Origin of the sequence: Bradyrhizobium sp. Gha (assembly GCF_900113735.1) — a bacterium.
GTDB lineage: Bacteria > Pseudomonadota > Alphaproteobacteria > Rhizobiales > Xanthobacteraceae > Bradyrhizobium.
On sequence record NZ_FOQM01000003.1, the window covers coordinates 70,899 to 94,267 of the forward strand.

At 64.6% G+C, this 23,369-nt stretch carries 22 protein-coding genes; 15 read left to right on the top strand and 7 right to left on the bottom strand.

Annotation, left to right across the window (positions count from 1 at the left end):
• Nucleotides 1–125: 125 nt before the first annotated feature.
• Both htpX and BM222_RS05980 read left to right on the top strand, forming a co-directional pair.
• On the top strand, nucleotides 126–1,058 hold the full coding sequence (gene htpX, locus BM222_RS05975) for a zinc metalloprotease HtpX (RefSeq protein ID WP_092227369.1): 933 nt from the start codon (nucleotides 126–128) through the stop codon (nucleotides 1,056–1,058).
• A gap of 127 nt (nucleotides 1,059–1,185) precedes the next feature.
• Nucleotides 1,186–1,827 (top strand): tetratricopeptide repeat protein, encoded by a 642-nt coding sequence (locus tag BM222_RS05980; protein WP_092227370.1) that lies wholly within the window; start codon nucleotides 1,186–1,188, stop codon nucleotides 1,825–1,827.
• Nucleotides 1,828–2,002: 175 nt separating this feature from the next.
• Here BM222_RS05980 and BM222_RS05985 read toward each other — a convergent pair whose 3' ends face one another.
• Both BM222_RS05985 and BM222_RS05990 read right to left on the bottom strand, forming a co-directional pair.
• Nucleotides 2,003–2,350 carry a hypothetical protein gene (locus BM222_RS05985; RefSeq protein ID WP_092227371.1) on the bottom strand — a complete coding sequence of 116 codons (348 nt, stop codon included), beginning with the start codon at nucleotides 2,348–2,350 and terminating at the stop codon, nucleotides 2,003–2,005.
• Nucleotides 2,351–2,510: 160 nt separating this feature from the next.
• Nucleotides 2,511–3,320 carry a hypothetical protein gene (locus tag BM222_RS05990; RefSeq protein ID WP_092227372.1) on the bottom strand — a complete coding sequence of 270 codons (810 nt, stop codon included), beginning with the start codon at nucleotides 3,318–3,320 and terminating at the stop codon, nucleotides 2,511–2,513.
• A 375-nt stretch (nucleotides 3,321–3,695) separates the two neighbouring features.
• Here BM222_RS05990 and BM222_RS05995 point away from each other — a divergent pair, with 375 nt between their 5' ends.
• Nucleotides 3,696–3,989, top strand: coding sequence for an antibiotic biosynthesis monooxygenase (locus BM222_RS05995; RefSeq protein ID WP_027575542.1), 294 nt, complete (start codon nucleotides 3,696–3,698; stop codon nucleotides 3,987–3,989).
• A 171-nt stretch (nucleotides 3,990–4,160) separates the two neighbouring features.
• On the opposite strand, the gene BM222_RS06000 is transcribed toward BM222_RS05995, so the two are convergent.
• Nucleotides 4,161–5,606 carry a helix-turn-helix domain-containing protein gene (locus tag BM222_RS06000; RefSeq protein ID WP_092227373.1) on the bottom strand — a complete coding sequence of 482 codons (1,446 nt, stop codon included), beginning with the start codon at nucleotides 5,604–5,606 and terminating at the stop codon, nucleotides 4,161–4,163.
• A 233-nt stretch (nucleotides 5,607–5,839) separates the two neighbouring features.
• On the opposite strand from BM222_RS06000, the gene BM222_RS06005 reads away from it, so the two are divergent.
• The 3 genes from BM222_RS06005 to BM222_RS06015 all read left to right on the top strand — a co-directional run bounded on the left by BM222_RS06005 (nucleotide 5,840) and on the right by BM222_RS06015 (nucleotide 8,450).
• Nucleotides 5,840–7,474, top strand: coding sequence for an isocitrate lyase (locus BM222_RS06005; RefSeq protein WP_092227374.1), 1,635 nt, complete (start codon nucleotides 5,840–5,842; stop codon nucleotides 7,472–7,474).
• Between the two features lie 23 nt (nucleotides 7,475–7,497).
• A complete protein-coding gene (locus BM222_RS06010) occupies nucleotides 7,498–7,707 on the top strand; it encodes a DUF4170 domain-containing protein (protein ID WP_008137787.1) in 210 nt (69 codons plus the stop codon).
• A gap of 188 nt (nucleotides 7,708–7,895) precedes the next feature.
• A complete protein-coding gene (locus BM222_RS06015) occupies nucleotides 7,896–8,450 on the top strand; it encodes a hypothetical protein (protein WP_092227375.1) in 555 nt (184 codons plus the stop codon).
• Between the two features lie 105 nt (nucleotides 8,451–8,555).
• Here the strand turns inward: BM222_RS06015 and BM222_RS06020 are convergent, their stop codons facing one another.
• Nucleotides 8,556–9,449 (bottom strand): metallophosphoesterase family protein, encoded by an 894-nt coding sequence (locus BM222_RS06020; protein WP_092227376.1) that lies wholly within the window; start codon nucleotides 9,447–9,449, stop codon nucleotides 8,556–8,558.
• A gap of 92 nt (nucleotides 9,450–9,541) precedes the next feature.
• On the opposite strand from BM222_RS06020, the gene BM222_RS06025 reads away from it, so the two are divergent.
• The 9 genes from BM222_RS06025 to BM222_RS06065 all read left to right on the top strand — a co-directional run bounded on the left by BM222_RS06025 (nucleotide 9,542) and on the right by BM222_RS06065 (nucleotide 18,012).
• Nucleotides 9,542–10,033, top strand: coding sequence for an NUDIX domain-containing protein (locus tag BM222_RS06025; RefSeq protein ID WP_092227377.1), 492 nt, complete (start codon nucleotides 9,542–9,544; stop codon nucleotides 10,031–10,033).
• A 76-nt stretch (nucleotides 10,034–10,109) separates the two neighbouring features.
• Nucleotides 10,110–11,297, top strand: coding sequence for a glycosyltransferase family 2 protein (locus tag BM222_RS06030; RefSeq protein WP_210188490.1), 1,188 nt, complete (start codon nucleotides 10,110–10,112; stop codon nucleotides 11,295–11,297).
• A 34-nt stretch (nucleotides 11,298–11,331) separates the two neighbouring features.
• Nucleotides 11,332–12,441 (top strand): hypothetical protein, encoded by a 1,110-nt coding sequence (locus tag BM222_RS06035; protein WP_092227378.1) that lies wholly within the window; start codon nucleotides 11,332–11,334, stop codon nucleotides 12,439–12,441.
• A 61-nt stretch (nucleotides 12,442–12,502) separates the two neighbouring features.
• A complete protein-coding gene (locus BM222_RS06040) occupies nucleotides 12,503–13,018 on the top strand; it encodes a GNAT family N-acetyltransferase (protein WP_092227379.1) in 516 nt (171 codons plus the stop codon).
• A 27-nt stretch (nucleotides 13,019–13,045) separates the two neighbouring features.
• Entirely contained in the window at nucleotides 13,046–13,549 is a 504-nt protein-coding gene (locus tag BM222_RS06045; RefSeq protein WP_092227380.1) for a hypothetical protein, read from the top strand.
• An 81-nt stretch (nucleotides 13,550–13,630) separates the two neighbouring features.
• Nucleotides 13,631–14,401, top strand: a complete 771-nt coding sequence (locus tag BM222_RS06050; protein ID WP_092227381.1) for an IclR family transcriptional regulator — start codon at nucleotides 13,631–13,633, stop codon at nucleotides 14,399–14,401.
• Between the two features lie 241 nt (nucleotides 14,402–14,642).
• Nucleotides 14,643–15,962 (top strand): MFS transporter, encoded by a 1,320-nt coding sequence (locus tag BM222_RS06055; RefSeq protein ID WP_092227382.1) that lies wholly within the window; start codon nucleotides 14,643–14,645, stop codon nucleotides 15,960–15,962.
• 9 nt (nucleotides 15,963–15,971) lie between these two features.
• Nucleotides 15,972–17,588, top strand: coding sequence for an N-acyl-D-amino-acid deacylase family protein (locus BM222_RS06060; protein ID WP_092227383.1), 1,617 nt, complete (start codon nucleotides 15,972–15,974; stop codon nucleotides 17,586–17,588).
• A 40-nt stretch (nucleotides 17,589–17,628) separates the two neighbouring features.
• On the top strand, nucleotides 17,629–18,012 hold the full coding sequence (locus BM222_RS06065; protein ID WP_092227384.1) for a RidA family protein: 384 nt from the start codon (nucleotides 17,629–17,631) through the stop codon (nucleotides 18,010–18,012).
• Between the two features lie 50 nt (nucleotides 18,013–18,062).
• On the opposite strand, the gene BM222_RS06070 is transcribed toward BM222_RS06065, so the two are convergent.
• From BM222_RS06070 to BM222_RS06080, 3 genes are all read right to left on the bottom strand, one after another.
• The gene (locus tag BM222_RS06070; protein ID WP_092227385.1) at nucleotides 18,063–20,318 is read right to left on the bottom strand and encodes a TonB-dependent receptor; all 2,256 of its coding nucleotides are present in this window, start codon (nucleotides 20,316–20,318) and stop codon (nucleotides 18,063–18,065) included.
• A 147-nt stretch (nucleotides 20,319–20,465) separates the two neighbouring features.
• On the bottom strand, nucleotides 20,466–20,867 hold the full coding sequence (locus BM222_RS06075; protein WP_177243037.1) for a DUF2946 domain-containing protein: 402 nt from the start codon (nucleotides 20,865–20,867) through the stop codon (nucleotides 20,466–20,468).
• A gap of 393 nt (nucleotides 20,868–21,260) precedes the next feature.
• On the bottom strand, nucleotides 21,261–23,324 hold the full coding sequence (locus BM222_RS06080; protein WP_092227387.1) for a hypothetical protein: 2,064 nt from the start codon (nucleotides 23,322–23,324) through the stop codon (nucleotides 21,261–21,263).
• Nucleotides 23,325–23,369: the final 45 nt, after the last annotated feature.

The following is a 23,369-nucleotide window of genomic DNA, read 5'->3' on the forward strand; positions in this document are numbered from 1 at the left end:
ATGATCGCGCGGATCTCGCCGCGGCCGGGCGACGCACCAGGATGACCTTGCACCGACCCGCTGCTTTCCTACTTCGAGGGGGCGCCGGCCAAAGGCGGTCGCCTTGGCAGGCCAGGGAGACGGCCATGAACTATCTGCGTACCGCAATGCTTCTCGCCGGCCTCACCGCCCTGTTCATGGGCGTGGGCTATCTGATCGGCGGCGCGGGCGGCGCCATGATCGCGCTCGTGATAGCGGCCGCGACCAATCTCTTCACCTACTGGAACTCCGACCGCGCCGTGCTCTCGATGTACGGCGCCCACGAGGTCGATCGTCGCAGCGCTCCGGAGCTGGTCGGTCTCGTCGCCGAGCTTGCGGGCCGTGCCGGCCTGCCGATGCCGCGCGTATTCCTGATGGACGAACCACAGCCCAACGCGTTCGCGACAGGGCGCAATCCCGAGAACGCCGCGGTGGCCGTCACCACAGGGCTGATGCGCCAGCTCAGTCGCGAGGAGCTCGCCGGGGTGATCGCGCACGAGCTTGCGCACATCAAGCATCACGACACGCTGCTGATGACGGTGACCGCGACCATCGCGGGCGCCATTTCGATGCTGGCGCAGTTCGGCATGTTCTTCGGCGGCAACCGCGACAATAACGGTCCGGGCATCGTCGGCTCGATCCTGATGATGATCCTCGCGCCGCTCGCGGCCATGCTGGTGCAGATGGCGATCAGCCGGACCCGCGAATATGCCGCCGACAATCTCGGCGCGCGCATCGCCGGCCAGCCGATGTGGCTTGCCTCGGCGCTGCTCAAGATCGAGAGCGCGGCGCATCAGGTGCCGAATGTCGAGGCCGAGCGAAACCCAGCGACCGCGCACATGTTCATCATCAACCCGCTGTCGGGCCATGGCGTCGACAATCTCTTCGCCACCCATCCCTCGACGCAGAACCGCATCGCCGCGCTCCAGCAGCTCGCGGCCGAGCTCGGCACCCAAGCCGCGCCGTCTGTCGGCGCCAACGAGAACTATCCGCCGCACGGCCCGTGGGGCCGCTCGTCCTCGCGTGGCCCCTGGGGCTGATACGGAGATTCTGCCTCGTTTTGTGACCTGGCGCACAAAGGACCTGCCCGGCCGGTGTTAACACCCCACCGAGAGTGTTCCTTCGAAAGGGGATGCGTGGCCGGTCCGCTGCCTGCCACCGTCGAACATGACCAAAGCTGCCGTGCCATTGTTGATCGTCCTGGGCGTGGCCATTGGCCTGTCCACGCACACGGTCGTGAATTGCGGCGATGAGGACGAGCCCGACATTTGCTCGGCGGTGATCGGCTTCTCGCCGTTGCGCGGCTCCCTGATCGCCTTCGCTTATGAGGGGCGCGGGCGGATCGCGCTGCGCCACGGCGACAATGGCCGGGCGATCGCCGACTTCAACGAGGCCATCCACCTCAATCCCAACAGGGCCTCGCTCTATCGCGATCGCGCGAAGGCCTACCGGCAGAACGGCGAGCAGGAACTTGCGATTGCCGATTATGACGAGGCGATTGCGCTCGATCCCAAACCCGCCGCGCCCTATCACGAGCGCGGCCTCGCGCTCGCTGCCAAGGGCGATCTCGACCGCGCGATCCTGAGCTACAGCACGGCGGTGCGCCTTGACCCGACAGACGCGCAGGCCCGCCTCGACCGCGGCCTTGCATTCCTCGCCCGCGGCCAGGCCGCTGATGCCGGCGCCGATTTTGAGGCGGCCCTCGCGCTGCCTCCCGGCAAGGATAGCCGGACCCACGACGCCGCGCGCGCCAAGCTCGCCGAACTCACGCATGCCGAGCCGAGCCAGGTTTCGACGCCGCGGCAGTGAGATTTCTTTCCCTCTCCCTTGTGGGAGAGGGTGGCTCGCCGCGACAGCGGCGAGACGGTGAGGGGTCTCTCTCCGCGCGTGAAAACGTCACAGGCGAATTCTCTGAAGCAACCCCTCATCCGGCGCTTCGCGCCACCTTCTCCCACAAGAAGGGGAGAAGGAAGAAGAACCTCGACTACTTCGCCTTTTTGGCCTTCTTCGCCGTTGCAGCCTTCTTCGCCGGCTTTTCCTTCGCGGGCTTCTCCGCCTTGACCTCGACGGGCGTGCTGGCGACGACCCGCATGGCGCGGGCGTAGCTGTCGGCGACGTTGTCTGCGGACATCTGAAGGCGCCTTGCGGCGGCGGTGGCCTGCTCCATGGTGGCCTTGGCCATCATCTTGAAGCGAGCGCCGGTCTCCTTGCCTTTGGCCTTGGCTGCAAGGCCGTTGAAACGATCCCGCCGCTGCTTGGCGCGGGATATCAAGCCCGTATGCAGCTGTCTGGCCAATTGCCGGATCACGACATCCAGGTCGGCGTCCGCCATGTCTTCTATCCCTTTCGAAACAGTCCCAATCGATGCGGCGGGACTATGCAGATCAGCCCCCACCTTGGCAATTCCCGGTGGGCCGTCATCCGCAGCTTCCGGCATCCAAAACAAAAAAAGCCGCGCTTTTCGCGCGGCTTTTGCGGATCTGCTGGGCCCGTTATTTCAGCGAGGCGACTGGTCCGCTCGACGCCGCTGCCGGATCGGGGTCGAAGCCGAACACGCCGACCAGATATTTGTAATAGTCCGGCATCTTCTCCTTGAGCGCTTCGCGGGTCTTCGGATCCTGGTAATCGCTCTTGCCGGCCAGGAAGATGCTGGCGGTCACCGCAAAGAACTCCATGTGATTCTTCATCGCATAGGCTTCCTTGGGCAGGAGATCCTTGAACTTGGCATAAGCGTAATAGCTGATCACGCCCTTGTTGGCGTAGCCGTCCGGCAGCAGCCTCGCGTGATAAGCGTGCAGCATCTCATGCAGCAGCACGGCCTCCTTCTCGTAACGCATCATGTCCGGCCGGACCATGATCACGCCGAGCCCGGAATCGACGGCGAGGTCGACCGCATTCGGATTGGTCCAGCGTTGCGTGTCGTGGTCCCACACCGTCAGCGTCCGCGGCGTGCTGCGCTGGACGTCCGGCGTGACCCGGCCGTAGCACGCGGTCGCGGCGCCCTCGTCGAGACAGGCGAGCTCGCTCGCGATGATCGGAACGGTGCGGAAGAAGCGCATCACGCGCGGCGAGAGGCCGGCGGCCTCCACGACGTCGATCTGCTGCTTCAGATTATCGGTGAGCTTGTCGAGGTCCTTGCGATCGGACGCCTCCGAAAGGTCGAACATGTAGCCGCGATAGCTCTGAAAGCCCGGCGGCAGCTTCGCGGCATCGGACGATGCGACGTCGAGCGAGCCGGCGGCGGACGGATTGGCGAACAGCGCGCCCACAATGGTCGCGGTCAGCAGCAACGCAATGCGCATATGAACCCCCTGATGTCACTTCACGCGGCAGGATAGGCTGCCGTTGTTTGCGAAAAGTGAGTGGGGCGAGACTAAGGCAGCGATGTTGAGGCGTGCTTAATCCCTGGTTGCAGATCGCCGGCGCGGGTTAGGGCAGGGTTAACCAAGCCTGATACCGCGAGCGCTGCTCTATCGCCGTCATCGTGAGGTGGCCGCCTTCGTCGCGGCCCTCGAAGGGCGACGGCCCGGCTGCATCCCAGGCCGTTCATCCTTCGAGGCTCCCCGCACGGCGCGTCGCGCCGCGCGCCTCGCACCTCAGGATGACGGAGAGGGCGTTGAGGTGTAGATTCATCTGAGGGCACCACGCCCACATCGAGAGCCGGAAGGGAGGATTCCATGTACGCCGCCATCCGTCAGGCCAAGGCGAAGAGTGGAAGCGCCGAAGAGCTGGCGCGCCGCATCAAGGACGGCGCCGTTCCGATCATCAGCGACGTCGACGGCTTCAGGGCCTATTACGTGGTCTATGCCGGCGACGACACGGTGACCGCGATCTCCATCTTCGACAAGTTCGAGCAGGCCGAGGAGGCGAACAAGCGCGCCATCGCCTGGATCGAGAAGGACCTGGGCCCGCTGCTCGCAGGGCATGCGAGCGCTGCGGCGGGGCCGGTGATCGTGCATACGTTGGCGTAGCTGGACGGTCGTCCTCGCCTCACACTCAACTGTCATCGCCCGGCTTGACCGGGCGATCCAGTACGCCGTGACAGTAGTGATAGAGCCGATGGGCCGCGGCGTACTGGATTCCCCGCCTTCGCGGGGAATGACCGTTGTGTGCGGAGCGGGCGCCTTCCAAAACGCGCCCCCTCACAACTCCCGCGCATTCGAGAACGCGAACGAGCTCACCCGCCGCGTCGTTTCGTCCAGGATCAGCGTGCGCGTGATCGGCGGCTCGGCGCGCTGGGCGCAGTTTTCGCGCTCGCAGAGCCGACAGTTGACGCCGATCGGCGTGCCCTCGGTTTTCTCGAGATCGATGCCGGCGGCGTAGGTCAGGCGTGCGGCGTGGCGGATCTCGCAGCCGAGCCCGATGGCAAAGCGCGGCTGCGGCAGCGGGTGCGGCGCGACCGGACGGCGGACCATCTGCGCAATCGAGAAGTAGCGCGTGCCGTCGGACAGCTCGATCACCTGCTTCAACAGGCGATCCGGCGTATCGAAGGTCGAGTGCACGTTCCACAGCGGACAGGTGCCGCCGAATTTCGAAAACGGGAAGGTGCCGGACGAAAACCGCTTCGACACGTTCCCGGCATTGTCGACGCGCAACAGGAAGAACGGGATGCCGCGCGCGTTTGGGCGCTGCAGCGTGGTGAGGCGATGGCAGACCTGCTCGAAGCCGGAATTGAAGCGCTGTGCCAGCACGTGGATGTCGTAATTGAGCGCTTCGGCCGCCGCGAGGAAGGCCGGGTAGGGCATCATCGCGGCTGCTGCAAAATAATTGCCGAGCGTGATCCGGAACAGCCGCCGCGGCGCGTCATCGAGCGGGCCGGCGCGACCGATGATGGTCTCGAGGGCTTGCGCGCATTCCCCCAAGCCCAGCTGGAAGGCGAGCTGGAAGGCTCGACCGGGCGGATCGACCAGCTCCGAGATCAGGAGCTGGCGCCGGTGCCGATCGAAACGACGCAGCGTCTCCCGCATCACGTCGACGGGCATGATCCGGGTCTGGATCGAATGTTTTTCGCGAAGGCGCGTGACGAGCGCCGCATAGAGTTCCTCGGCCGGGACGTTCAGTTCGTCGCGCAGGTTTTCCGCGGCCTGTTCGAGCTCCGGAAAATAATTGCGATTGGCCTCGATCAGCTCGCGCACGCGCTCGACCGGATTGGCCTCGTAGCGCGTGCCGACGTCGCGGTCGGCCATTTGCGCGGCCGCCAGCGTCTCGCCCTGGCGCGCCTCGGTATAGGCGGCATAGAGCCGTTGCAGCGCATGGGTGACCCCGGGGCAGAGCTCGGCGAGGTCGCGCAGCTCCTGCTTGGGAACGTCGATCTGGCGGAACAGCGGATCGGAGAAGATCTCGTTGAGCTCGGCGAAGAAGCGGTCCTCGTCGGCGGTGGCGAGGTCGCGCAGATCGAGGTCGTAGGTCTCCGCCAGCCGCAGCAGGATCTGCGCCGTTACCGGGCGCTGGTTCCGCTCGATCAGATTGACATAGCTCGGCGAGATCCCGAGCCCCTCGGCAATCTGGGTCTGCGACAGCCCCAATTGCTGGCGGATCCTCCGGAAGCGCGGGCCGACGAACAGTTTCTTCCCGGATTCGGCGGGCATTGTCAGGTCTCCGAGCCATCAAGGTCAGCATTGCTGACCCATATTTTACAAGACTTACAAAATAACATCTAATACATGTTCTGATGTTACATGACATCACCATTCAAATACAAGGTATCTGTACGAACTTCTCTTTCTCGCGTTTATCTCACGACACGCATTTCGCAATGCATTGTCAAAAATGTCGATGACGAGGCCTTTCGCTTCATCATCTGTCGAGAAGGATAAGGCACATGAACTACCAGCCTCGCGACATCAGCACCCTCCAGGGCCCGGCTTCCTATCAGAGCGAAGTCGAAGCGGCCCAGGCGCTCCTTGAGACCCAGCCGACCTGGAACGGGGTGTCAGCCGAGGCCGTCGCCCGCATGCGCCTGCAGAACCGCTTCAAGACCGGTCTCGACATCGCCCGCTACACCGCGGCACTGATGCGGGCCGACATGGCGGCCTATGACAAGGATCCGACCAAGTACACCCAGTCGCTCGGTTGCTGGCACGGCTTCATCGCCCAGCAGAAGCTGATCTCGGTCAAGAAGCACTTCGGTGGCAAGACCGATCGCACCTATCTCTACCTCTCCGGCTGGATGATCGCGGCATTGCGCTCCGCGTTCGGACCGCTGCCCGACCAGTCGATGCACGAGAAGACCGCGGTGCCGGCGCTGATCGAGGAACTCTACACCTTCCTCCGTCAGGCGGATTCCCGCGAGCTCAACGACATCTTCCGCGCGCTCGACAAGGCGCGCAAGGAAGGTGACAAGACGCGCGAGAAGGAGCTGATTGCGAAGATCGACAACTTCCAGACCCATGTCGTGCCTGTCATCGCCGACATCGACGCGGGCTTCGGCAACGCCGAGGCGACCTATCTGCTCGCCAAGAAGATGATCGAAGCGGGCGCCTGCGCGCTCCAGATCGAGAACCAGGTCTCCGACGAGAAGCAGTGCGGTCACCAGGACGGCAAGGTCACCGTTCCGCACGAGGTGTTCATTGCCAAGATCCGCGCCTGCCGCCATGCTTTCCTCGAGCTCGGCGTTGAAGACGGCATCATCGTCACCCGCACCGACTCGCTCGGCGCCGGTCTCACGCAGCAGATCGCCGTCAGCCACAAGCCGGGCGACATCGGCGACCAGTACAACAGCTTCCTCGATTGCGAGGAAATCACCGCGGAGAACGCCCGCAACGGCGACGTCATCATCAACCGCAACGGCAAGATGATGCGCCCGAAGCGGTTGCCCTCGAACCTCTACCAGTTCCGTCCGGGCACGGGCGAGGACCGCTGCGTGCTCGACAGCATCACCTCGCTGCAGAACGGCGCGGACCTGCTCTGGATCGAGACCGAAAAGCCGCATATCGAGCAGATCGCCAAGATGGTCGACCGCATCCGCAAGGTCGTCCCGAACGCCAAGCTCGCCTACAACAACTCGCCGTCGTTCAACTGGACCATCAACTTCCGTCAGCAGGTCTATGACGCGTGGAAGGAGGCCGGCAAGGATGTCAGCAAGTACAGCCGCGCCGAGCTGATGAAGCCGGAATACGACGAGACGCCGCTGGCCCTCGAAGCCGACGACCGCATCCGCACCTTCCAGGCGGACTCGGCCAAGCGTGCCGGCATCTTCCACCATCTGATCACGCTGCCGACCTATCACACGGCCGCGCTGTCCACCGACAATCTCGCGAAGGAATATTTCGGGGACCAGGGCATGCTCGGCTACGTCAAGAACGTGCAGCGCCAGGAGATCCGTCAGGGCATCGCCTGCGCCAAGCATCAGAACATGGCCGGCTCCGATATCGGCGACGACCACAAGGAATACTTCGCAGGTGAAGCGGCCCTCAAGGCGGGCGGCGCGCACAACACGATGAACCAGTTCGGCTAACGCCACTCAACAGGAGACTGACAATGACCAAAGGCAGCAATTTCTGGGTGATCGGCGGCGAGTTCGGCTCGATGAACTTCCACAAGCTCGTCGAAGGCTCGGCCCAGGTTCAGGGTCCGTTCAAGACCCGCAAGGAGGCCGAAGACGCCTGGCGCTCGGTTTCGGAAGAGAACCGCCACAAGGCCGGCGTCCGGTTCTCGATCGTGGAAGAGCCGTCGCGGGTTTCGGCCTGACGGTTGCCTGACAAATAGAAGAAGACGTCCAAGGACGGAGGGTCCCATCCGGCGCAAGCCGGGTGGGATCGTCTGTTTTTGGTACACATGGATGGCCTGTGGGCGCTGTAAGTATCTGGAATTGTGGCCCTTTGCGGAGGTGATGGTTGCTGATAGGTTAACGGCGTCGAGTAAGGACGAGGCCGACAATGTCAGAGCCCGAGACCAGCGGTATCAATCCCGGCCAGCCCCGCCCGGTGCGGCTGCGCGATGCGTTGTTGCGCGCGCGGATCGAGGCCGCTGACCGGACCGGGGTCGTCGTTGACCTCCGGGATGCCGAAGTGGCACGGCTCGAAATCCTCAACGACGCGCTCGATCCCCTGTTCGCGCAGGTGCCGGACAAGATCGATTTGTTCGACCGCGGCATCAGCCAAGGCGACACGCCGAGACTCTGGATCGACGTCGTCGCCCACGTCATGATGGGCCGCGACAAGCGGCAGTACCGCTTCGTCCAGGACACTCGCTTCGGCCGCATCGTGCTCGCCGAATCGCACGACACGTCCGTCATCGTCGAAGCCGTCACCGACTACGTCGCCCGCCGCATGATCGAGCGCGAGCATGCGATGGTCGTGCCATCAGAGCCGAAGCCGGAGGTTGCCGAGCCACCGCGCCGCTCGCGCGTCTGGCCGTTCGTGCTCGGATTCATTCTCGGAGCCGCCGCACTGTTCGGCGTCGCCTTGCTCGCGGAATTGCGGAGCTGGTGAGCTCTCCTCCGGCGTCATTGCGAGCGAAGCGAAGCAATCCAGGAATCTTTTCCGTGGAGGCAGTCTGGATTGCTTCGTCGCTTCGCTCCTCGCAATGACGGCGAGCTATACCAGCCGTGCGCGCTTGATCTCGCGGACCTGCATGGCGTGATCGAGGCTTCGCACGATCTGCTCGCAGCGCCAGCCGGCATTGTCCTTCCCGATTTTGAACAGATTGTAGGCTGCCGCCGGATAGTGCCCGTGTGCGAGCGCGGACGCGGACGGCACGCCGATGGCGGGAATGTTGCCGTTGCGGCCTTCGAACCACATCGTCGAGTGGATGTGGTCGTGCCCGTGCAGGACCAGCTCGACGCCGTGACGCTTGAGCAGCGCAAGCAGCGCAGCCGAGTCCGTCAGCCGCTTCTGGCGTGCGTCGGATTTCAGCGGGTGATGCACCAGCAATACGCGGAAGACGTCCTCGGCCGCCAGCTGGTCGAGCACGCGTTCGAGATCGGCGAGTTGATCGCGTCCGAGCGTGCCCGTCGCCATCAAGGGTGGCGTCGGCACCGCGCTGGAGAGGCTGATCAGTGCGGTCGGCCCGCGGCGGCGCAGGCTCGGAAACCCGACCCTGCCGTCGTCGCCTGTGAGATAAGGCGCGAAGGTCTCGCCGAAGCGGTGATACGTGGCCCGGACATAGGCATCGTGATTGCCCGGGATCGTCGTGACGCCGTCGGGCGGGCCGATCTCGTCGAGCCAGGCGCGGGCAGGCGCGAACTCCGCCTCCATCGCCAGGTTGACGAGATCGCCTGTCACCGCGATGTGGTCGGGCGCCTGCGCCCGCAGATCGGCGACCAGCGCGTCGAGCACTTCGCGGCGCTGGTATTTGTGGCGGTTGCGCGTCCAGTTGACATAGCCGAGCGCACGCTTGCCGGCGAGCTCGCTCAGCCGCGGCTTCGGCAGGGGCGGCAGATGCGGGTCGGACAGATGGGCGAGCGTGAAAGGTGCCGAGAAGGATGTCATCGCGCGCGATTGCCTCGCTATTCCCTTGCTGTAATGGCAAGGTCGCGACAACTGCGCAAGCGAAGCCTGAAAAGGCGCATCACGAGAGGCCAATGGGGAAGCGCCTGGACGAGATCCGACGGAGATTCGAGCCGCTGCTGCGGCACGTCTTCCACGCCTATTTCCTGGTGGTGCGTGGCATGACGCTGGGCGTCCGCGCCGTGGTGCTCGATGCCGACGACAAGGTGTTTCTGGTCAAGCACAGCTACGTCTCGGGCTGGTACCTGCCCGGTGGCGGCGTCGACTTTGGCGAGACCATGGAACAGGCGATGCGCCGCGAGCTCAAGGAAGAGGGCGATATCGACCTGACCGGGGAACCCGTGCTGCACGGCATCTTCCTCAACAGCCACATCTCCCGCCGCGACCATGTCGCGGTCTACGTGGTCAGGCATTTCCGCCAGGACCGGCTGCCTGCGCCGAACCGCGAGATCATCGAATGCGGCTTCTTCGACCCCGCTGCGCTGCCGGAGGGCACGACGCGGGGCACGCGACTGCGGATCGCGGAAGTGCTCGGCGGCAAGGCCGTGATGGCGACGTGGCGGTAAGGGGTCCATCGACTTTGCCAGGCATAGGTGATAGATCGCGCGAAGTTTCCAGGCTTCCATGTTTCGGGCTGTCGACATGAGCACGCAAATGCCGGCTGTCGGCGAACGGAACGTTTCGTCCGATCTCGAGCTCACCATTTTGATGCCGTGCCTCAACGAGGCCGAGACGCTCGCGACCTGCATTGCCAAAGCACAGTCGTTCCTGCTGCGCACAGGGGTCGCCGGCGAGGTGTTGATTGCGGACAACGGCAGCACCGACGGCTCGCAGGATATCGCCAGGCGCGCAGGCGCACGCGTCGTCGACGTTCCCGTTCGCGGCTACGGGGCTGCGCTGCGGGCCGGGATCGCGACGGCGCGCGGCAGCTATATCGTCATGGGCGACGCCGACGACAGCTACAGCTTCGACCGCATCGACGCATTCCTGGAGCGGCTGCGCGCGGGTGACGACCTGGTGATGGGCAACCGATTTCGCGGCGGCATTGAACGAGGAGCGATGCCGTTTCTCCATCGTTATCTCGGCAATCCCGTCCTGAGCTGGTTTGGACGGCTCTTCTTCGGTTCGGGGCTTGGCGATTTTCACTGCGGCATGCGCGGCTTCTCCAAGGCCGCGGTGTCGCGGCTCGACCTGCGCACGACCGGCATGGAATTCGCAAGCGAGATGGTGGTGCGAGCGACCCTCGTCAGGCTGAAGATTTCCGAGGTGCCGACCACGCTGTCGAAGGACGGACGATCCCGTCCGCCGCACCTGCGGACGTGGCGCGACGGCTGGCGCCACCTCAAATTTCTGCTGCTGTATTCACCGAGGTGGCTGTTCTTCTACCCTGGCGCGCTTCTGGTTGCGGTGGGCACTGCTCTCAGCGGCCTGCTTTTCTTCGGGCCGATCAGAATCGGTGGAATAGGCTTCGACATTCGCACGATGCTGGTCGCGTGCACCTGCCTGGTCGTGGGCATCCAGGCCATCTGCTTTGCGACGATTGCCCGCAGATTTGCAGCGGAATTGAACCTTCTTCCGTCGCCACGACTTGGCCGCGTCATCGACGCGTTCACGCTCGAGCGTTTCGTCTTTGGCGGCGCTGCGATCCTCGCGATCGGGATCGTCGGCCTGATCACGGCGGTGGCCAGGTGGGGTGAAGTCAATTTCGGATCGCTTGACGTGTCGAGCCTGCTTCGGGTGGTGGCTCTCTCCACGACCGCGATCACCGTCGGTGCCCAGCTGGTCTTTACGGGCTTTCTCGCCGGCCTGATGTCGATCAAGCAGTCCTAAGCATGCGCACGTCCCGGGATACAGTGGAAGGTCGATGAAAATTCTCAAGCTCGCTTTCGGCCTGGTCTGCCTGCTGATCCTTGCCAGCAATATGCGCACGATGTCGCACTGGACCGAAGCGCGCGGCGTCTATGACGACGTCTGCTATTTGCGTCAGGCTCACCTGTTTCAGCTTTATGGGGTCGGCGGCCTCGATACGGACCTCTCCCGAGACGGGGATCACTTCCTGGCGCGCAAGCTGAAGGAGATCGGCTTTCCGCAGGAACGGCTCGCGCCGTGTCATCCTCCGGCCAGGAGCGGCAAATACGTCCTGCAATATCCACCGGGAACCGGATTTCTGCTGGCTCTGTTTCCGGAGGGGCATCAGGTGGTCCCGCTTTATGCGGCTGCGAGCCTGATCGTCACCGGTTTCGCGCTGCTCGGCATCTTCGCTGCGCGGTCCTCTCCAACAGTCGTTGGAGCGGGGGTGTTCGGCGCCCTTGCCGTGTACATGATGATCAATCCAACGAAGGCCAGCTATTCCATGGCCCCGACCATGGCGATCTGCGCCGCTGCGGGGTATCTGACCGCGCATTGGCTGGCCACGGGCAAGCGTGAAAAATCGTCGGTATCGTTGATCGGTCTCCTGCTCGGATTGTCGGTCAATTTCAGGCTGCCAAACCTGTTCCTGGTCGCAGGCTACGTCCTGTATCTGGGCATCGCGTTCCTCCGCGCGCGTACCGGCGCGTCATTCGTGCGAGGGTTGATCTTTTGTCTCGCCTATGTCGCCGGCATGATACCGACGTTGATTGCCAACGCCATCAATGCCGGCAGTCCATTTGCGACGACCTACGGTTCGGAGGATGCCATCGGACCCGAATTGAACCTGGAAATTCTCGGCCATTATTTACATGACCCGCAATTCGGGCTGGTCCTGCTCGCGATCGGATCGACCGCGTGGCTGCTGCGGGTCGGCGACAACGGAGCACGGCAGGTCGCCTTGCTCGTCGCCTGCAATCTCCTGATCAATCTCTTCTTCTTCCTGAGCCATCCGATTTTCACCCCTTACTACGTGGTTCCGGTTACCATGCTCTCGCTGTGGAGCGTTTGCTTCACCGGTGTCATGCGGCCGCCCCGCTTCGCCATGAAGGGGCAGCTCGGCTAGGTGGACTGCGACCCCGCTCCGGTGGACCTTGGCCTTTCCAGATGCTACTGCGCTAGGCGACATGAACGATCTCGCAATCACCATCAGTCCCGAAGCGCCGGGCGACGCCCAGGCGATCGAGCGGCTGCACGAGCGGACGTTCGGCCCGGGCCGTTTCGTGCTCAGCGCCTATCGCATCCGCGAGCACGTCGATCACCTGCTCGACGTCTCCTTCACCGCCCGTATCGGCACGCTGCTGGTTGGCTCCGTCAGGCAATTGCCGGTCATGATCGGCGAGACACCTGCGCTGCTGCTCGGACCCCTCACGGTCGAGCCGCCGTTTCGCAGCCGCGGCATCGGCCGCATGCTGATGGAGCGGGCCTTGAAGGATGCGAAGGCCAGAGGGCATCGAATCGTGCTGCTGGTCGGTGACGAGCCCTATTACAGCCGGGTCGGCTTCAAGCCGGTCGCGAAGGGCCGCGTGACCATGCCGGGCCCGGTCGATGCCGCGCGTATCCTGGTGTTCGAGCTCGTTGACGGCGCGTTTGCGGGGGTCGCGGGCACCGTCGCTCCCGACTGGAGCAAGGCGCGGGGATAGCGCACCAATCACTGGGGCGAGGCTCACATGTTCCGCGTGACAGCCGATACATTGCAGGCCTATGTCGATTTCGATCCGGAGCGAAAGCGCGATCTGATCGCGCTGCATGAGCTGGTCGTATCGGCCGCTCCGGCCCTCAAGCGCTACTTCCATCGTGGAACGCCGGCGGGAGAGGCGGGAATGCGCATGAGGATGATCGGCTATGGAAAGTTTCGCTACGCCGTCAAGTCAGGAAAGAGCGTGGAGTGGCCGGTGATCGGCGTTGCGCTCCAGAAAAACTACATCAGCGTCTATGTGGCGGTGACCCGGCAAGGCGCGCCGGTCGTATCCCATCATGCCGGAAAGCTCGGCGCGCTACGGCTGGGAAACAACAACTTCAGTTTCGAGCGCTTCGACGACCTCGAGCAGGATGCGGTATCGGCCCTGTTCGCCGAGGTTGCCGGCATCGTCAAGGCGGATCCTGAGAATCCCGTTCGCTACATGCAGGGCTCGTCGTCTGCCGGGGCCGTCGCTGCGACCCCAAAGCTTTGAATGCGAAAGCCCGACACGCTATACCGTCGGCGCGGTTTATGCCAAAACCCGCTGGCGAAGCTGACGAAGGATTCTTGAAGTTTGGCCGCACCCAAGAAGGGCGCCCCGCCCGCGGAACGCCAGAACGGGATTGATCGGACCATCGATCTCCTGGAAGCGCTGCTGCATTTGCGCGCGCCATCCAAGCTCAGCGACCTCGCCAAGCAAATGGGCGCGCCGCGCTCGACGGTTTATGCCATCGCCAACCGCCTGATCGAGGCGGACCTGCTCGAGAGTGTCGGCGAGGGCGGTCAGGTCTATTTCGGCAAGGCGGTGCACCTCTATGGGCGGGCCTATGCGGAGGCCAATCCCCTGCATCGCCGCTGCCGCGAGGCGCTCGACCGGCTGGCGACCCAGCACAGCGCGACTGCGCAACTCTGCGCCTTGCGCGGCCGCAAATATGTGGTGGTCGATACCAGGGACGGGTCGGGCCTGTTCAGGATCACGACGGATGTTGGCGTCGAAGTGCCGCTGCCGTGGACCGCATCGGGCCGGTTGCTGCTCGATCACATGAGCCCGGCAGAGATCCGCGCGTTCGTTCCGAAAGAGGATTTTCGCCTTCCGGACGGCCGCATGCTCGACATCGACGATTTCATCAGGGACGTGGCGCGCGCGCGGCGCGACGGCAAATGCGTGACGACGGCGCTGTCCGACCGGTTCACGTCATGCCTTGCCGCCCCCGTTCGTGACAAGAAGGGTGTCGCGGTCGCGACGCTTTGCTTCGTCGTGCCTGCGGATTCGGTGAAGGAGCGCAGGGCTGCGCTGCTCGACGATTTGGTCGCCACCGCAACCGAACTCTCGGACAATCACTGATTGATCGACCAGCGGCGCGACGGCCGATGCCGCTGCTGCTCTCGTGGCGGCCGAATGTGCGCGAAGCCCAGGCATTCCCGCACGTCCACTCTTGACATCATGCCGCCGGAATCTCTAACGTGACGCTATAAGATAATACAGTCCACTATAAGAGACAATTTGACGTGCAGGTGTGGCGAGCTTTCCCGGTCCTTTGTGTCGGGGAGCGGCGCGATCCTGCGTTTCCAGGCGAGGATTCGAAATGGCGAATGCAGGCCAACAGGTACCCGGGCGACGCTGGCTGATCGGTTGTCTCCTCGGCGTCGGAATTCTCATCAACTACATCGATCGCGTCGGGCTGTCCGCCGCGACGCCGGAGCTCACCAAGGAGCTCGGACTCACCGCCACCGACATCGGGCTGCTCGGCAGCGCGTTCTTCTGGACCTATTCGCTGCTGCAAGTCCCCGGCGGCATGGTGCTCGACCGCTTCGGCGTCACCACGGTCGGCCGTGCGTCCAGCTTCCTCTGGGCCGTCGCCGCCACCATCACCGCGCTCGCCAGCGGTCTCTGGGGCATCGCCGCGGCGCGCCTGTTGCTGGGCGTCGCGGAGGCGCCGGCGTTTCCGGCCAGCCAGAAAGCAACCGGTCACTGGTTTCCGCTCGACGAACGCGCGCGCTCGACCGCGATCTTCGATTCCGCTGCAAAGTTCTCCAACGTGATCGGCGTGCCGCTGGTCGCCTATGTGATCTTTCTCTATGGCTGGCGCTGGGGCTTTGGCGTCACCGCGCTGCTGAGCTTCCTGTATTTCGTCGCCTACTACCTCATCTACCGGAATCCGAGCGAGGATCCGAAGCTCTCGAAGGCGGAGCATGACTACATCATCACCGGCGGCGGCACACCGGAAGGCCCGGCCACGGCGGGACAGAGCCGCATGCTCGGTTATCTCCTGCGCAACCGCAAGGTCTGGGGACTGACCATCGGGTTCTCCGCCTATGGGTATACCTTCTATCTCTTCCTCACCTGGTTGCCGGGCTATCTCGCCCAGACCATGCATATGAACCTGATGTCGGCGGCGGGCTATTCGACGATCCCCTGGATCTTCGCGACGCTGTCGGACCTGCTGATCGGCGGCTTCCTGGTCGATCATCTGATCGCGCGCGGCTACGACTCGACGCGGGTGCGCCAGTCGGTGATCATCGTCGGCATGCTGATGGGGCTCGCCGTGATCGGTGCCGCCTTCACCGTGAAGCCGGGCTGGGCGCTGCTGTGGTTGTCGATCGCGATCTCGGGGCTGTCGGCCGCGGCGCCGGTCGGATCCTCGATCGTGTCGCTGATCGCGCCGAAGGGCGGGGCAGGAACCGTCGGCGGCATTCTGAATTTCACCAACAACATGATGGGCGTGCTCGCGCCGATCGTGACCGGCATCCTGGTCGACTGGACTCAATCCTTTGCCGGCGCTTTCATGATCGCAGGTGTCGTGCTGCTGATCGGCATCTTCTTCTACGTCGTGGTGCTCGGGCGGATCGAATCGATTCCCGATCTCACCGAGGCACCGTTGCCAAACGCCGTACCGGTGCATTGAGGAGGGGGCATGCCCCGGAATTCCGAGAGCAAGGATACGGTCATCCGCAATGCCCGGCTGATCGACGGCACTGGCGCGCCGTGGTTCGAGGCCGATTTGCGCATCAGCGGCAGCCGAATCGCTGCGATCGGCGCCGCCTTGCCTGCCGATGGGGCCGATGTCATCGACGCGCGCGGATGCTATCTCGCGCCCGGCTTCATCGACGCCCATTGCCATGACGATTTGATCTGCCTGCGCGAGCCTGACAGACCGGAGAAGGTGTTGCAGGGCGTGACCACGCTCGTGGTCGGCAATTGCTGCTTCTCGCTCTACCCCGCGACGGCAGCCTCAGCCGAGATGCTGCGCCTGCATTTCTCGGGACTGGCCGGTGAGGTCAGGACGAACGAAGTGTTCGACAGCTTCGACGGCTACCGGCGGGCCCTGGAGGGGCCGGGCGTGGCGCTCAACCTCGTCTCCCTGGTCGGACATGCCGCGATCCGGCTCGCCGTGCTCGGTTACGAGCGCCGCGCGGCGAGCGGCGAGGAGATCGCGGCGATGCAGGCGCTGCTGGCGCAGCAGCTCGCGCAAGGCGCGGCCGGCCTGTCGCTCGGCCTCGTCTATCCGCCGAGTGCTTTTGCCGATGCCGACGAACTGATCGCGCTGGCCGAGACCGTCAGGGCGCATGGCAAGCTGCTCACCGCGCACATCCGCAGCTATGAAGCGGGCCTGCTGCATTCCATCGACGAGTTCATTGCGATCCTGCGCGCCTCAGGTGCGGCGGGGCTGCTGTCGCATCTGCAATCGGCGGGCAAGCCGAACTGGGGCGCGATCCCCAGGGCGCTCGACCGGCTCGAGGCCGCACGTGCCGAGGGGATCGACATCTCCTTCGACATGTATCCGTATCCCGCCGGCAGCTCCTACATGCTGCAATTGCTGCCGCCGGCCGCGCTCGAAGGTGGCATCGACGCGCTGCGCGAACGGCTGCGCGATCCCGTCAAGCGCGAGGCGCTGCGCGTGCTGGTGGAGGAGGGCGATCCCGATCCGCATGCGGCGCAGTCCAAGATCGTGCTGATCGGCTGGCACAATGTGCGCATCTCCGGCACCGGCAATCCCGCGCTCAAGCCGCTCGAGGGCAAGTCGATGGTCGATGCCGCGTGCGAGCTCGGCATCTCGCCGTTCGATCTGATGGTCCGCTGCATCGAGCAGGACCAGGGCCAGACCGGCATCATCATGTTCCAGCTCGATGAGGCGGACTTGCGCGCCGCCTTCACCCATCGCCTGCACATGGTCGGCTCCGACGGCATTCCGCGTCCGGGCACCAAGCCGCATCCGCGCGCCTATGGCAGCTTCCCGCGTGTCGCCGGCCGGCTGACGCGCGAGCAAGGCTGGTTCACGCTGGAAGATGCCGTGCGTCGGATGACCGCGATGCCCGCGCAGCGCTTCGGCTTGTCCGACCGCGGCATCTTGCGGCCGGGCATGATGGCCGATCTCACGCTGTTCGACGAGACCATCATGGACAAGGCGACCTTCGAGACGCCGACGGAAATGCCCGCAGGCATCCGCTCCGTCTTCGTTGCCGGCGAGGCCGTGGTCGCGGATGGACACAGCACCCTCGCACGGCCGGGCCGGGCCCTGGTCACGGGATGACGGCCCCGCCGTTTTAGTCTTCACACACAGGACGATACCAATGACGCTGATACGATACGGCGCGGCCGGCGGCACCGGCACCGGCGGCCAGCACCTTCCCTTTGCCCGCGCGGTGCAGGCCGATGGCTGGCTCTACGTCTCCGGACAGACGCCGATGGAGAACGGCGAGGTGATCGAGGGCGGCATCATCCCGCAATCGCACAAGGCGATCAGCAACCTGCTCGCCATCCTGGCTGAAGCTGGCTATGAGCCCAAGGATGTGGTGCGCTGTGGCGTCTGGCTGGATGATCCCAGAGACTTTCAAAGCTTCAACAAGGTCTTCGCCGAATATTTCGGCGCCCATCCGCCGGCGCGGGCCTGCGTGGTGTCGAGCATGGTGGTGGATTGCAAGGTGGAGATCGACTGCGTCGCCTATCGCAAGTGAGGCGCCTTGGACGTCGGGGCCGTCAGCCCCGACGCACGCATGACGCACAGCTAGAACCGCTGCGATATTCCGACATAGAATCCGCGCCGCGGTCCGTATTGCGGGGCGAACACGCCGATGCCGGAGCCGTCGCGGATCTGGTAAATCGTGTCGAATACATTGACCACGTCGAACCGCAGCGTCGTCGGCTTGTTCGGTGCGACGATGTTGAAGTCGTGCGACAGGCCGAGATTCACCTGGGTGTAGCCGGGCAGATGATCGGTGTTGGCAAAGCCCGAGCGCAGGCCGCTGCCATACACCATCGACACGCTGTAACGCGTGCCCTCCCAGAGATAGGAGGCGCCGGCCGACCCCGACAGCATCTGCGCGTGGTCGGTGTAGATGTAATGGCCTGCGATATAGGCGAGCTCGTCTGCGCCGAACAGATACTGGTTCGAGACCACGTTGCTCGCGATCTGCTTGGCCCAGGCGAGATTGGCGTAGGCGCTGAAATTGCCGTTCTTGTAGGTCGATTTCAGCTCGACCCCGACATTCTCGCCGCGATCGTAGTTGAAGCCGCTCAGCACATAGGCCGCGCCGAACTGGCCGTCGTCGAGCAGGTCGCGCGCCTTCTTGTAATAGGCGTCGGCGCCGACTTCGAGACCGGGGATCGGATACACCTTCTGCATCACCCCGACGTCGAACACATGCGAGCGTTCGGGGAGCACCGGGCTGTTCTGCCCGACCTCCGGCGTTTGCGTGTTGACAGGCGCGCCGGGCGGCGTCACCAGCGCGAGATTGACCGGTGCGGCGATCACCTGCGAGGGCGGAGTGAAGTTGCGCGCATAGCCAGCGTGGAATGTGGTGCCGTCGAACGGCTTCCAGGTCAGGCTGACGCGCGGGCTGAGCTGGTTCGCATCGACATATTGCACCATCTGGTCGAAGCGCAGGCCGGCATTCAGCGTGAGATTGTTGGTGATCTTCCACTCGTCCTGGACGTAGGTCCCGATCAGCCAGCCGGTCTTGGCGCTGGAATCGAACACCGAGAACGGCGCGTCGATCGTCGCCCCTGTCGGGTCCAACGGCAGCACCGTGGTCCCGCTGTTCACCAGCGTTCGCTCCGCGCTCACCGACAGGCCGAAACGCAGCGTATGCGCGTAGCCGATGCGCCATGAGGTGTCCTGCTGGAGGCCGTTGACCACGCTCTGGCGATAGACGTCGGAGGAGACGCCGTTGAAGACGAGATCGCCGATCGGATCGGGATGGAAGTGCAGCAGGCTGGTGCGGTTGAAGTAGGATGTCTGCGTGTCGAACTCGCCGTTCGAGGTCTGGTAGGAGACGACGTTGAACTGGTTGAACTCGTTCTGGTGCTCGTTGAGCCGGGACGAGTCGAAATTCGAAACGCCGAACGCCGTGTTGACAGGCGTCTGGCCGGGATTGTTCGGAATCTGGAACGTCGCGTTCGACACGCCGCTCATGAAGGTGAGCCGGCTGGTCGGGTCGATCATCGTCGAGAGATAGAGAAAGCCCTTCTCCTGGTTGGTCCGGTCGTGAATCGCGTTGACCGACGGCGTCGGGTTTTCGATGCCGAGATTGTTCTGGAGAAAGCGCCCCGACAGGAAATACTGCGTCTGGCCGACCGTCCCGCCATATTCCACATTGGTCGAGATGGTGCCGTTGCTGCCGCCGTAGACGCCGACGACGCCGGAATTGTTGAAGGCGTCGGCCTTGGTCGTGATGTCCAGCACGCCGGCGGTGCGCTGGCCATATTGCGCGGGCAGCGCGCCGGTGAGCAGGCTGAGGCTGCCGACGATGCCGGTGTCGAGGATCTGCCCGAACGCGCCAACGCCGTCGGGAAGCATGACGCCGTTGATGCGGTATTGCAGATTGGCGTGCTCGTTGCGGATATGCAAATCGCCGCTCGCTGCCGAATCCTGCGTGACCCCGGGGAATTGCAGCAGCACCTTGTCCAGCGAGGCATTGCTGCCCTGGGGCAGCGCCTCGATCGCCTGGCGCGTGAGCGTGTGGGCCGTGGCCCCGCCAGGCGGAAGAATGGATTGGCGCGCCGCATCCAGCCGTTCGCCCGGTCCCTCGACGGCCGCCGGCGCTTCTCTCTGCGAACGCGCCGGCGTCGTCGGTTGTCGCTTGCTGGCGACGACGCGAGCTTTCGGGCGGCGCGGTGCCGGCGCCTGCTTGGGCGCCTCGACTTCGACGCTGGGCAGTGTCGTGGCCGCGTCCGGGGTTTGCGCCATGGCGCTGCCGCCGAGATAGAACAGCGTGAATGCGGCGAGGCTCGGGCCTGCCAAGATTGCTTTTGAAGACAGCATTGTCCTGATTTCCGATGGCGTGCCGCCGCAGCTCTCTTGTCGAGGCTTTGCCAGCGGCACGCGTCGTCGACATGCGACGGATCATGATAGCCCAGCGGAATCGGCGTGAGGTGCGGCCGATGCCGAAGGCAGCTCAAGTGACGGAGATCAGGAGGCGGGCGGGGCGCGCGGCTGGAACGCAGAGCCGGCCGATTCCAGATGGAGGAATTCGGCATCGGTGGTGCGGTAGAGCAGCTCGACCGCCTGCGGCAAATGCAGCAGAGGCGGTGTCGCGAACACGACCGTGCCAGCCATCGCAACGAGGGCGCAGATCGCGCAATTGTCCTCGCCTGGCTGCTCGCGATCGTGATTGGTCGGAGATTGCTTGTTCTGGACCGCCGCGCTATCGGGCGAGGCGATGCTTTTGGCGCTGTCCGTGAGCTGCGACTGCGCAAGCGGCGCAGCCCGCGCAAACCAGTGGCTGTGACCGAAGGTCAGCGCGAACTGCACCAGCATCGCGAACATCGCGAGCCGGGCGCCGTGCCTGATATTCGACCGGAACCACTTCATCCAAATGCACCCCACACCGCGAGACGCCGACCGAGACGTCGCGATGTAATATTGTAACATCGCAGTATCGGTGAGAGGATGTCAACCGCGAGAGGATCGGTGCGAGCAGTCGGCCCGCTCGATGTGGCGTTCGGGCAACTAAGCGGACGACGGATTAGAAGTCGAAACGAGTTCGACCAACAGCGACGCTCTCTCCGTTCCCTCCCCCCTTGTGGGGGAGGGGCAGGGAGGGGGGTACCACAGGGGGACTCTCTCCGTGGCGTACCCACACGCAATTCATCGCTTGTAACCGGCACCTTTTTCTGAGCCACCCCTCTCCCTAGCCCTCCCCCACAAGGGGGGAGGGAACGCACCTTCATCGCGGGCGAGGCTCATCCCACCACGCTCGAAAGCTCACCGCCCCTCACGCACCCAGGTCGCAGCAAACGCGCCGAGCAGCAGCAGCAGTCCGATCAGGCCGGCGAAAATCGGCAGCACGCCGACGCCCTTGACGACGCTGGCGTCGCGCATGCGCACGCCCATCCAGCCGTCACCGGAAAAGACGCTGGTCGAGCGGACCGGGACGATGCGCGGCAGCTCGACGCTGCCGCCATCCGCGATCCGCACGGAATTGCCGCCGGTCGCCTGCGTCAGCGGCTTCAGGGTTTCGGTGGTGGAGGTGACTTCCGAAAACTCCTTCGGATTGGTCGGGCCGACATTGATCAGCGCCTTCAGCGTGCCGTCGGTGGCCTGCCACAGGCCGAGCTCATTGGCCGGCAGGCTGGCGCGCCACTCGCCGGGATCGCCGGGAGAGAGCGTCAGATCATGCGAGACACCGGAAGGTGAGGTCACGCTCACCGGCTGCACGCTGTCGGCCATGGTCTGGCGCACCACGACGAGATCCTTGCCCCGCACCTGCAAGCGCAGCGCCTCTTCATCGAGGTCCGGCTGCTTCATCAGCCAGTGCGACATCCGCCTGAGCAGGTCGAGATGCGGACCGCCGCCCTCATAGCCGCGCGCCCACAGCCAGATGTGATCGGACAGCAACAGCGCGACGCGGCCCTCGCCGAAGCGCGACAGGAACAGCAGCGGCTTGCCGTCCGCGCCCGTCATGACGGGCGGATTGACCGAGTTGCGGGTCTCGACGGTGCGGAAGAAACGGCTCCAGTGCGGCGGCTCGAACGCCGAGCCCTCGAGGCCGCGTGTGACCGGATGGCGTTTTCCGATGTCGGAGAGATGCGCATAGAACGGCTTCTCGGTGACGCCGACCGGTTCGGCCGGCAGCACAGCGTCGAGCGGCGTGCGCCAGATGCTGGTGTTGGAGGCATAGTCGGGACCGGCCGAGACCAGCACGGCGCCCCCCGAGCGCACATAGCGCGCGATGTTGTCGAAATAGGCGATTGGAAGCACGCCCTGGCGGGCGTAGCGATCGAAGATGATCAGCTGGAATTCGTTGATGTGCTGCTGGAACAGCTCGCGGGTGGGAAACGCGATCAGCGAGAGCTCGTTGATCGGCGTGCCGTCCTGCTTCTCCGGTGGACGCAGGATGGTGAAATGCACGAGGTCGACGCTGGCGTCGGACTTCAACAGGTTGCGCCAGGTGCGTTCGCCGGAATGCGGCTCGCCAGACACCAGCAGCACGCGCAGCTTGTCGCGCACGCCGTCAATGGAGACGACGGCCCGATTGTTCACGGGCGTCAGCTCGCGTTCGAGCGGCGAGGCCTCGATCTCGACGATGTTGGGACCGGCATGCTTGATCTCGACGTCGACGCTGGCGCTCTGGCCACTCGCGAGCGCGCGCTCGTTGATGACCTCGCCGTCGCGGCGAACCGTGACCTTGGCGCGCTCGCCGGTGACGCCCTGGTCGTCGAGCTTGTAGGTGATGGTCTGGTTCTGGCCGACGATGCCGAAGCGCGGTGCCGCCGTGATCGCGATGCGGCGATCGCGTTCGCCTTTCTGTCCGGTGATCAGCGCCTGCACCGGCGCCTGGAAGCCGAGCGCGGCGGCATTGGCCGGGATGTCGTGAACGCGGCCGTCGGTGATCAGGAACGCGCCGGCGACGCGGTCGACCGGAACGTCCGACAATGCCGAGGCAAGCGCGCCGAACAGCTTGGTTCCGTCGGTCTCGCCGTCGGCCTGTCCGGCATCGACGACGCGCACTTCAAGCCCCTTGATCTTCTTCAGGCTGTCGACCAGCTCCTCCTGCGCCTTCGCGGCTTCCTGGTTGCGCTTGCCGAAATTCTGGCTCGGGCTCTTGTCGACCACGACGGCGGCGACCGACGTCAGCGGGTCGCGGTCCTCGCGCGTGAACGAGGGATTGGCGAGCGCCAGCAGGAACAGCGCCAGCGCAGCCACGCGCACCGCCGCGCCGCGCGCCCGCGCGAGCAGCAGCACGGCTGCGACGGCGACGATCGCGGCGAGCGCGATCCACAGCACGATCGCGGGGACAAGCGGCGTGAAAGCTATGCCGTAGTTCATGACGTCACTCTCTCGGCATCGTCATGGCCGGGCATAGCGGTGCAA

What these genes read in the sequence shown, in the direction of transcription:
- BM222_RS06075 (WP_177243037.1), bottom strand. Translation starts at nt 20,867, where the DNA reads ATGAAGTGGTTCCGGTCGAATATCAGGCACGGCGCCCGGCTCGCGATG.
- BM222_RS06060 (WP_092227383.1), top strand. Translation starts at nt 15,972, where the DNA reads ATGCCCCGGAATTCCGAGAGCAAGGATACGGTCATCCGCAATGCCCGG.
- BM222_RS06035 (WP_092227378.1), top strand. Translation starts at nt 11,332, where the DNA reads ATGAAAATTCTCAAGCTCGCTTTCGGCCTGGTCTGCCTGCTGATCCTT.
- BM222_RS06040 (WP_092227379.1), top strand. Translation starts at nt 12,503, where the DNA reads ATGAACGATCTCGCAATCACCATCAGTCCCGAAGCGCCGGGCGACGCC.
- BM222_RS06020 (WP_092227376.1), bottom strand. Translation starts at nt 9,449, where the DNA reads ATGACATCCTTCTCGGCACCTTTCACGCTCGCCCATCTGTCCGACCCG.
- BM222_RS05995 (WP_027575542.1), top strand. Translation starts at nt 3,696, where the DNA reads ATGTACGCCGCCATCCGTCAGGCCAAGGCGAAGAGTGGAAGCGCCGAA.
- BM222_RS06000 (WP_092227373.1), bottom strand. Translation starts at nt 5,606, where the DNA reads ATGCCCGCCGAATCCGGGAAGAAACTGTTCGTCGGCCCGCGCTTCCGG.
- BM222_RS06055 (WP_092227382.1), top strand. Translation starts at nt 14,643, where the DNA reads ATGGCGAATGCAGGCCAACAGGTACCCGGGCGACGCTGGCTGATCGGT.
- BM222_RS06010 (WP_008137787.1), top strand. Translation starts at nt 7,498, where the DNA reads ATGACCAAAGGCAGCAATTTCTGGGTGATCGGCGGCGAGTTCGGCTCG.
- BM222_RS06030 (WP_210188490.1), top strand. Translation starts at nt 10,110, where the DNA reads ATGAGCACGCAAATGCCGGCTGTCGGCGAACGGAACGTTTCGTCCGAT.
- BM222_RS06045 (WP_092227380.1), top strand. Translation starts at nt 13,046, where the DNA reads ATGTTCCGCGTGACAGCCGATACATTGCAGGCCTATGTCGATTTCGAT.
- BM222_RS06065 (WP_092227384.1), top strand. Translation starts at nt 17,629, where the DNA reads ATGACGCTGATACGATACGGCGCGGCCGGCGGCACCGGCACCGGCGGC.
- BM222_RS06070 (WP_092227385.1), bottom strand. Translation starts at nt 20,318, where the DNA reads ATGCTGTCTTCAAAAGCAATCTTGGCAGGCCCGAGCCTCGCCGCATTC.
- BM222_RS05990 (WP_092227372.1), bottom strand. Translation starts at nt 3,320, where the DNA reads ATGCGCATTGCGTTGCTGCTGACCGCGACCATTGTGGGCGCGCTGTTC.
- BM222_RS06025 (WP_092227377.1), top strand. Translation starts at nt 9,542, where the DNA reads ATGGGGAAGCGCCTGGACGAGATCCGACGGAGATTCGAGCCGCTGCTG.
- BM222_RS06080 (WP_092227387.1), bottom strand. Translation starts at nt 23,324, where the DNA reads ATGAACTACGGCATAGCTTTCACGCCGCTTGTCCCCGCGATCGTGCTG.
- BM222_RS06005 (WP_092227374.1), top strand. Translation starts at nt 5,840, where the DNA reads ATGAACTACCAGCCTCGCGACATCAGCACCCTCCAGGGCCCGGCTTCC.
- BM222_RS05985 (WP_092227371.1), bottom strand. Translation starts at nt 2,350, where the DNA reads ATGGCGGACGCCGACCTGGATGTCGTGATCCGGCAATTGGCCAGACAG.
- htpX (WP_092227369.1), top strand. Translation starts at nt 126, where the DNA reads ATGAACTATCTGCGTACCGCAATGCTTCTCGCCGGCCTCACCGCCCTG.
- BM222_RS05980 (WP_092227370.1), top strand. Translation starts at nt 1,186, where the DNA reads ATGACCAAAGCTGCCGTGCCATTGTTGATCGTCCTGGGCGTGGCCATT.
- BM222_RS06015 (WP_092227375.1), top strand. Translation starts at nt 7,896, where the DNA reads ATGTCAGAGCCCGAGACCAGCGGTATCAATCCCGGCCAGCCCCGCCCG.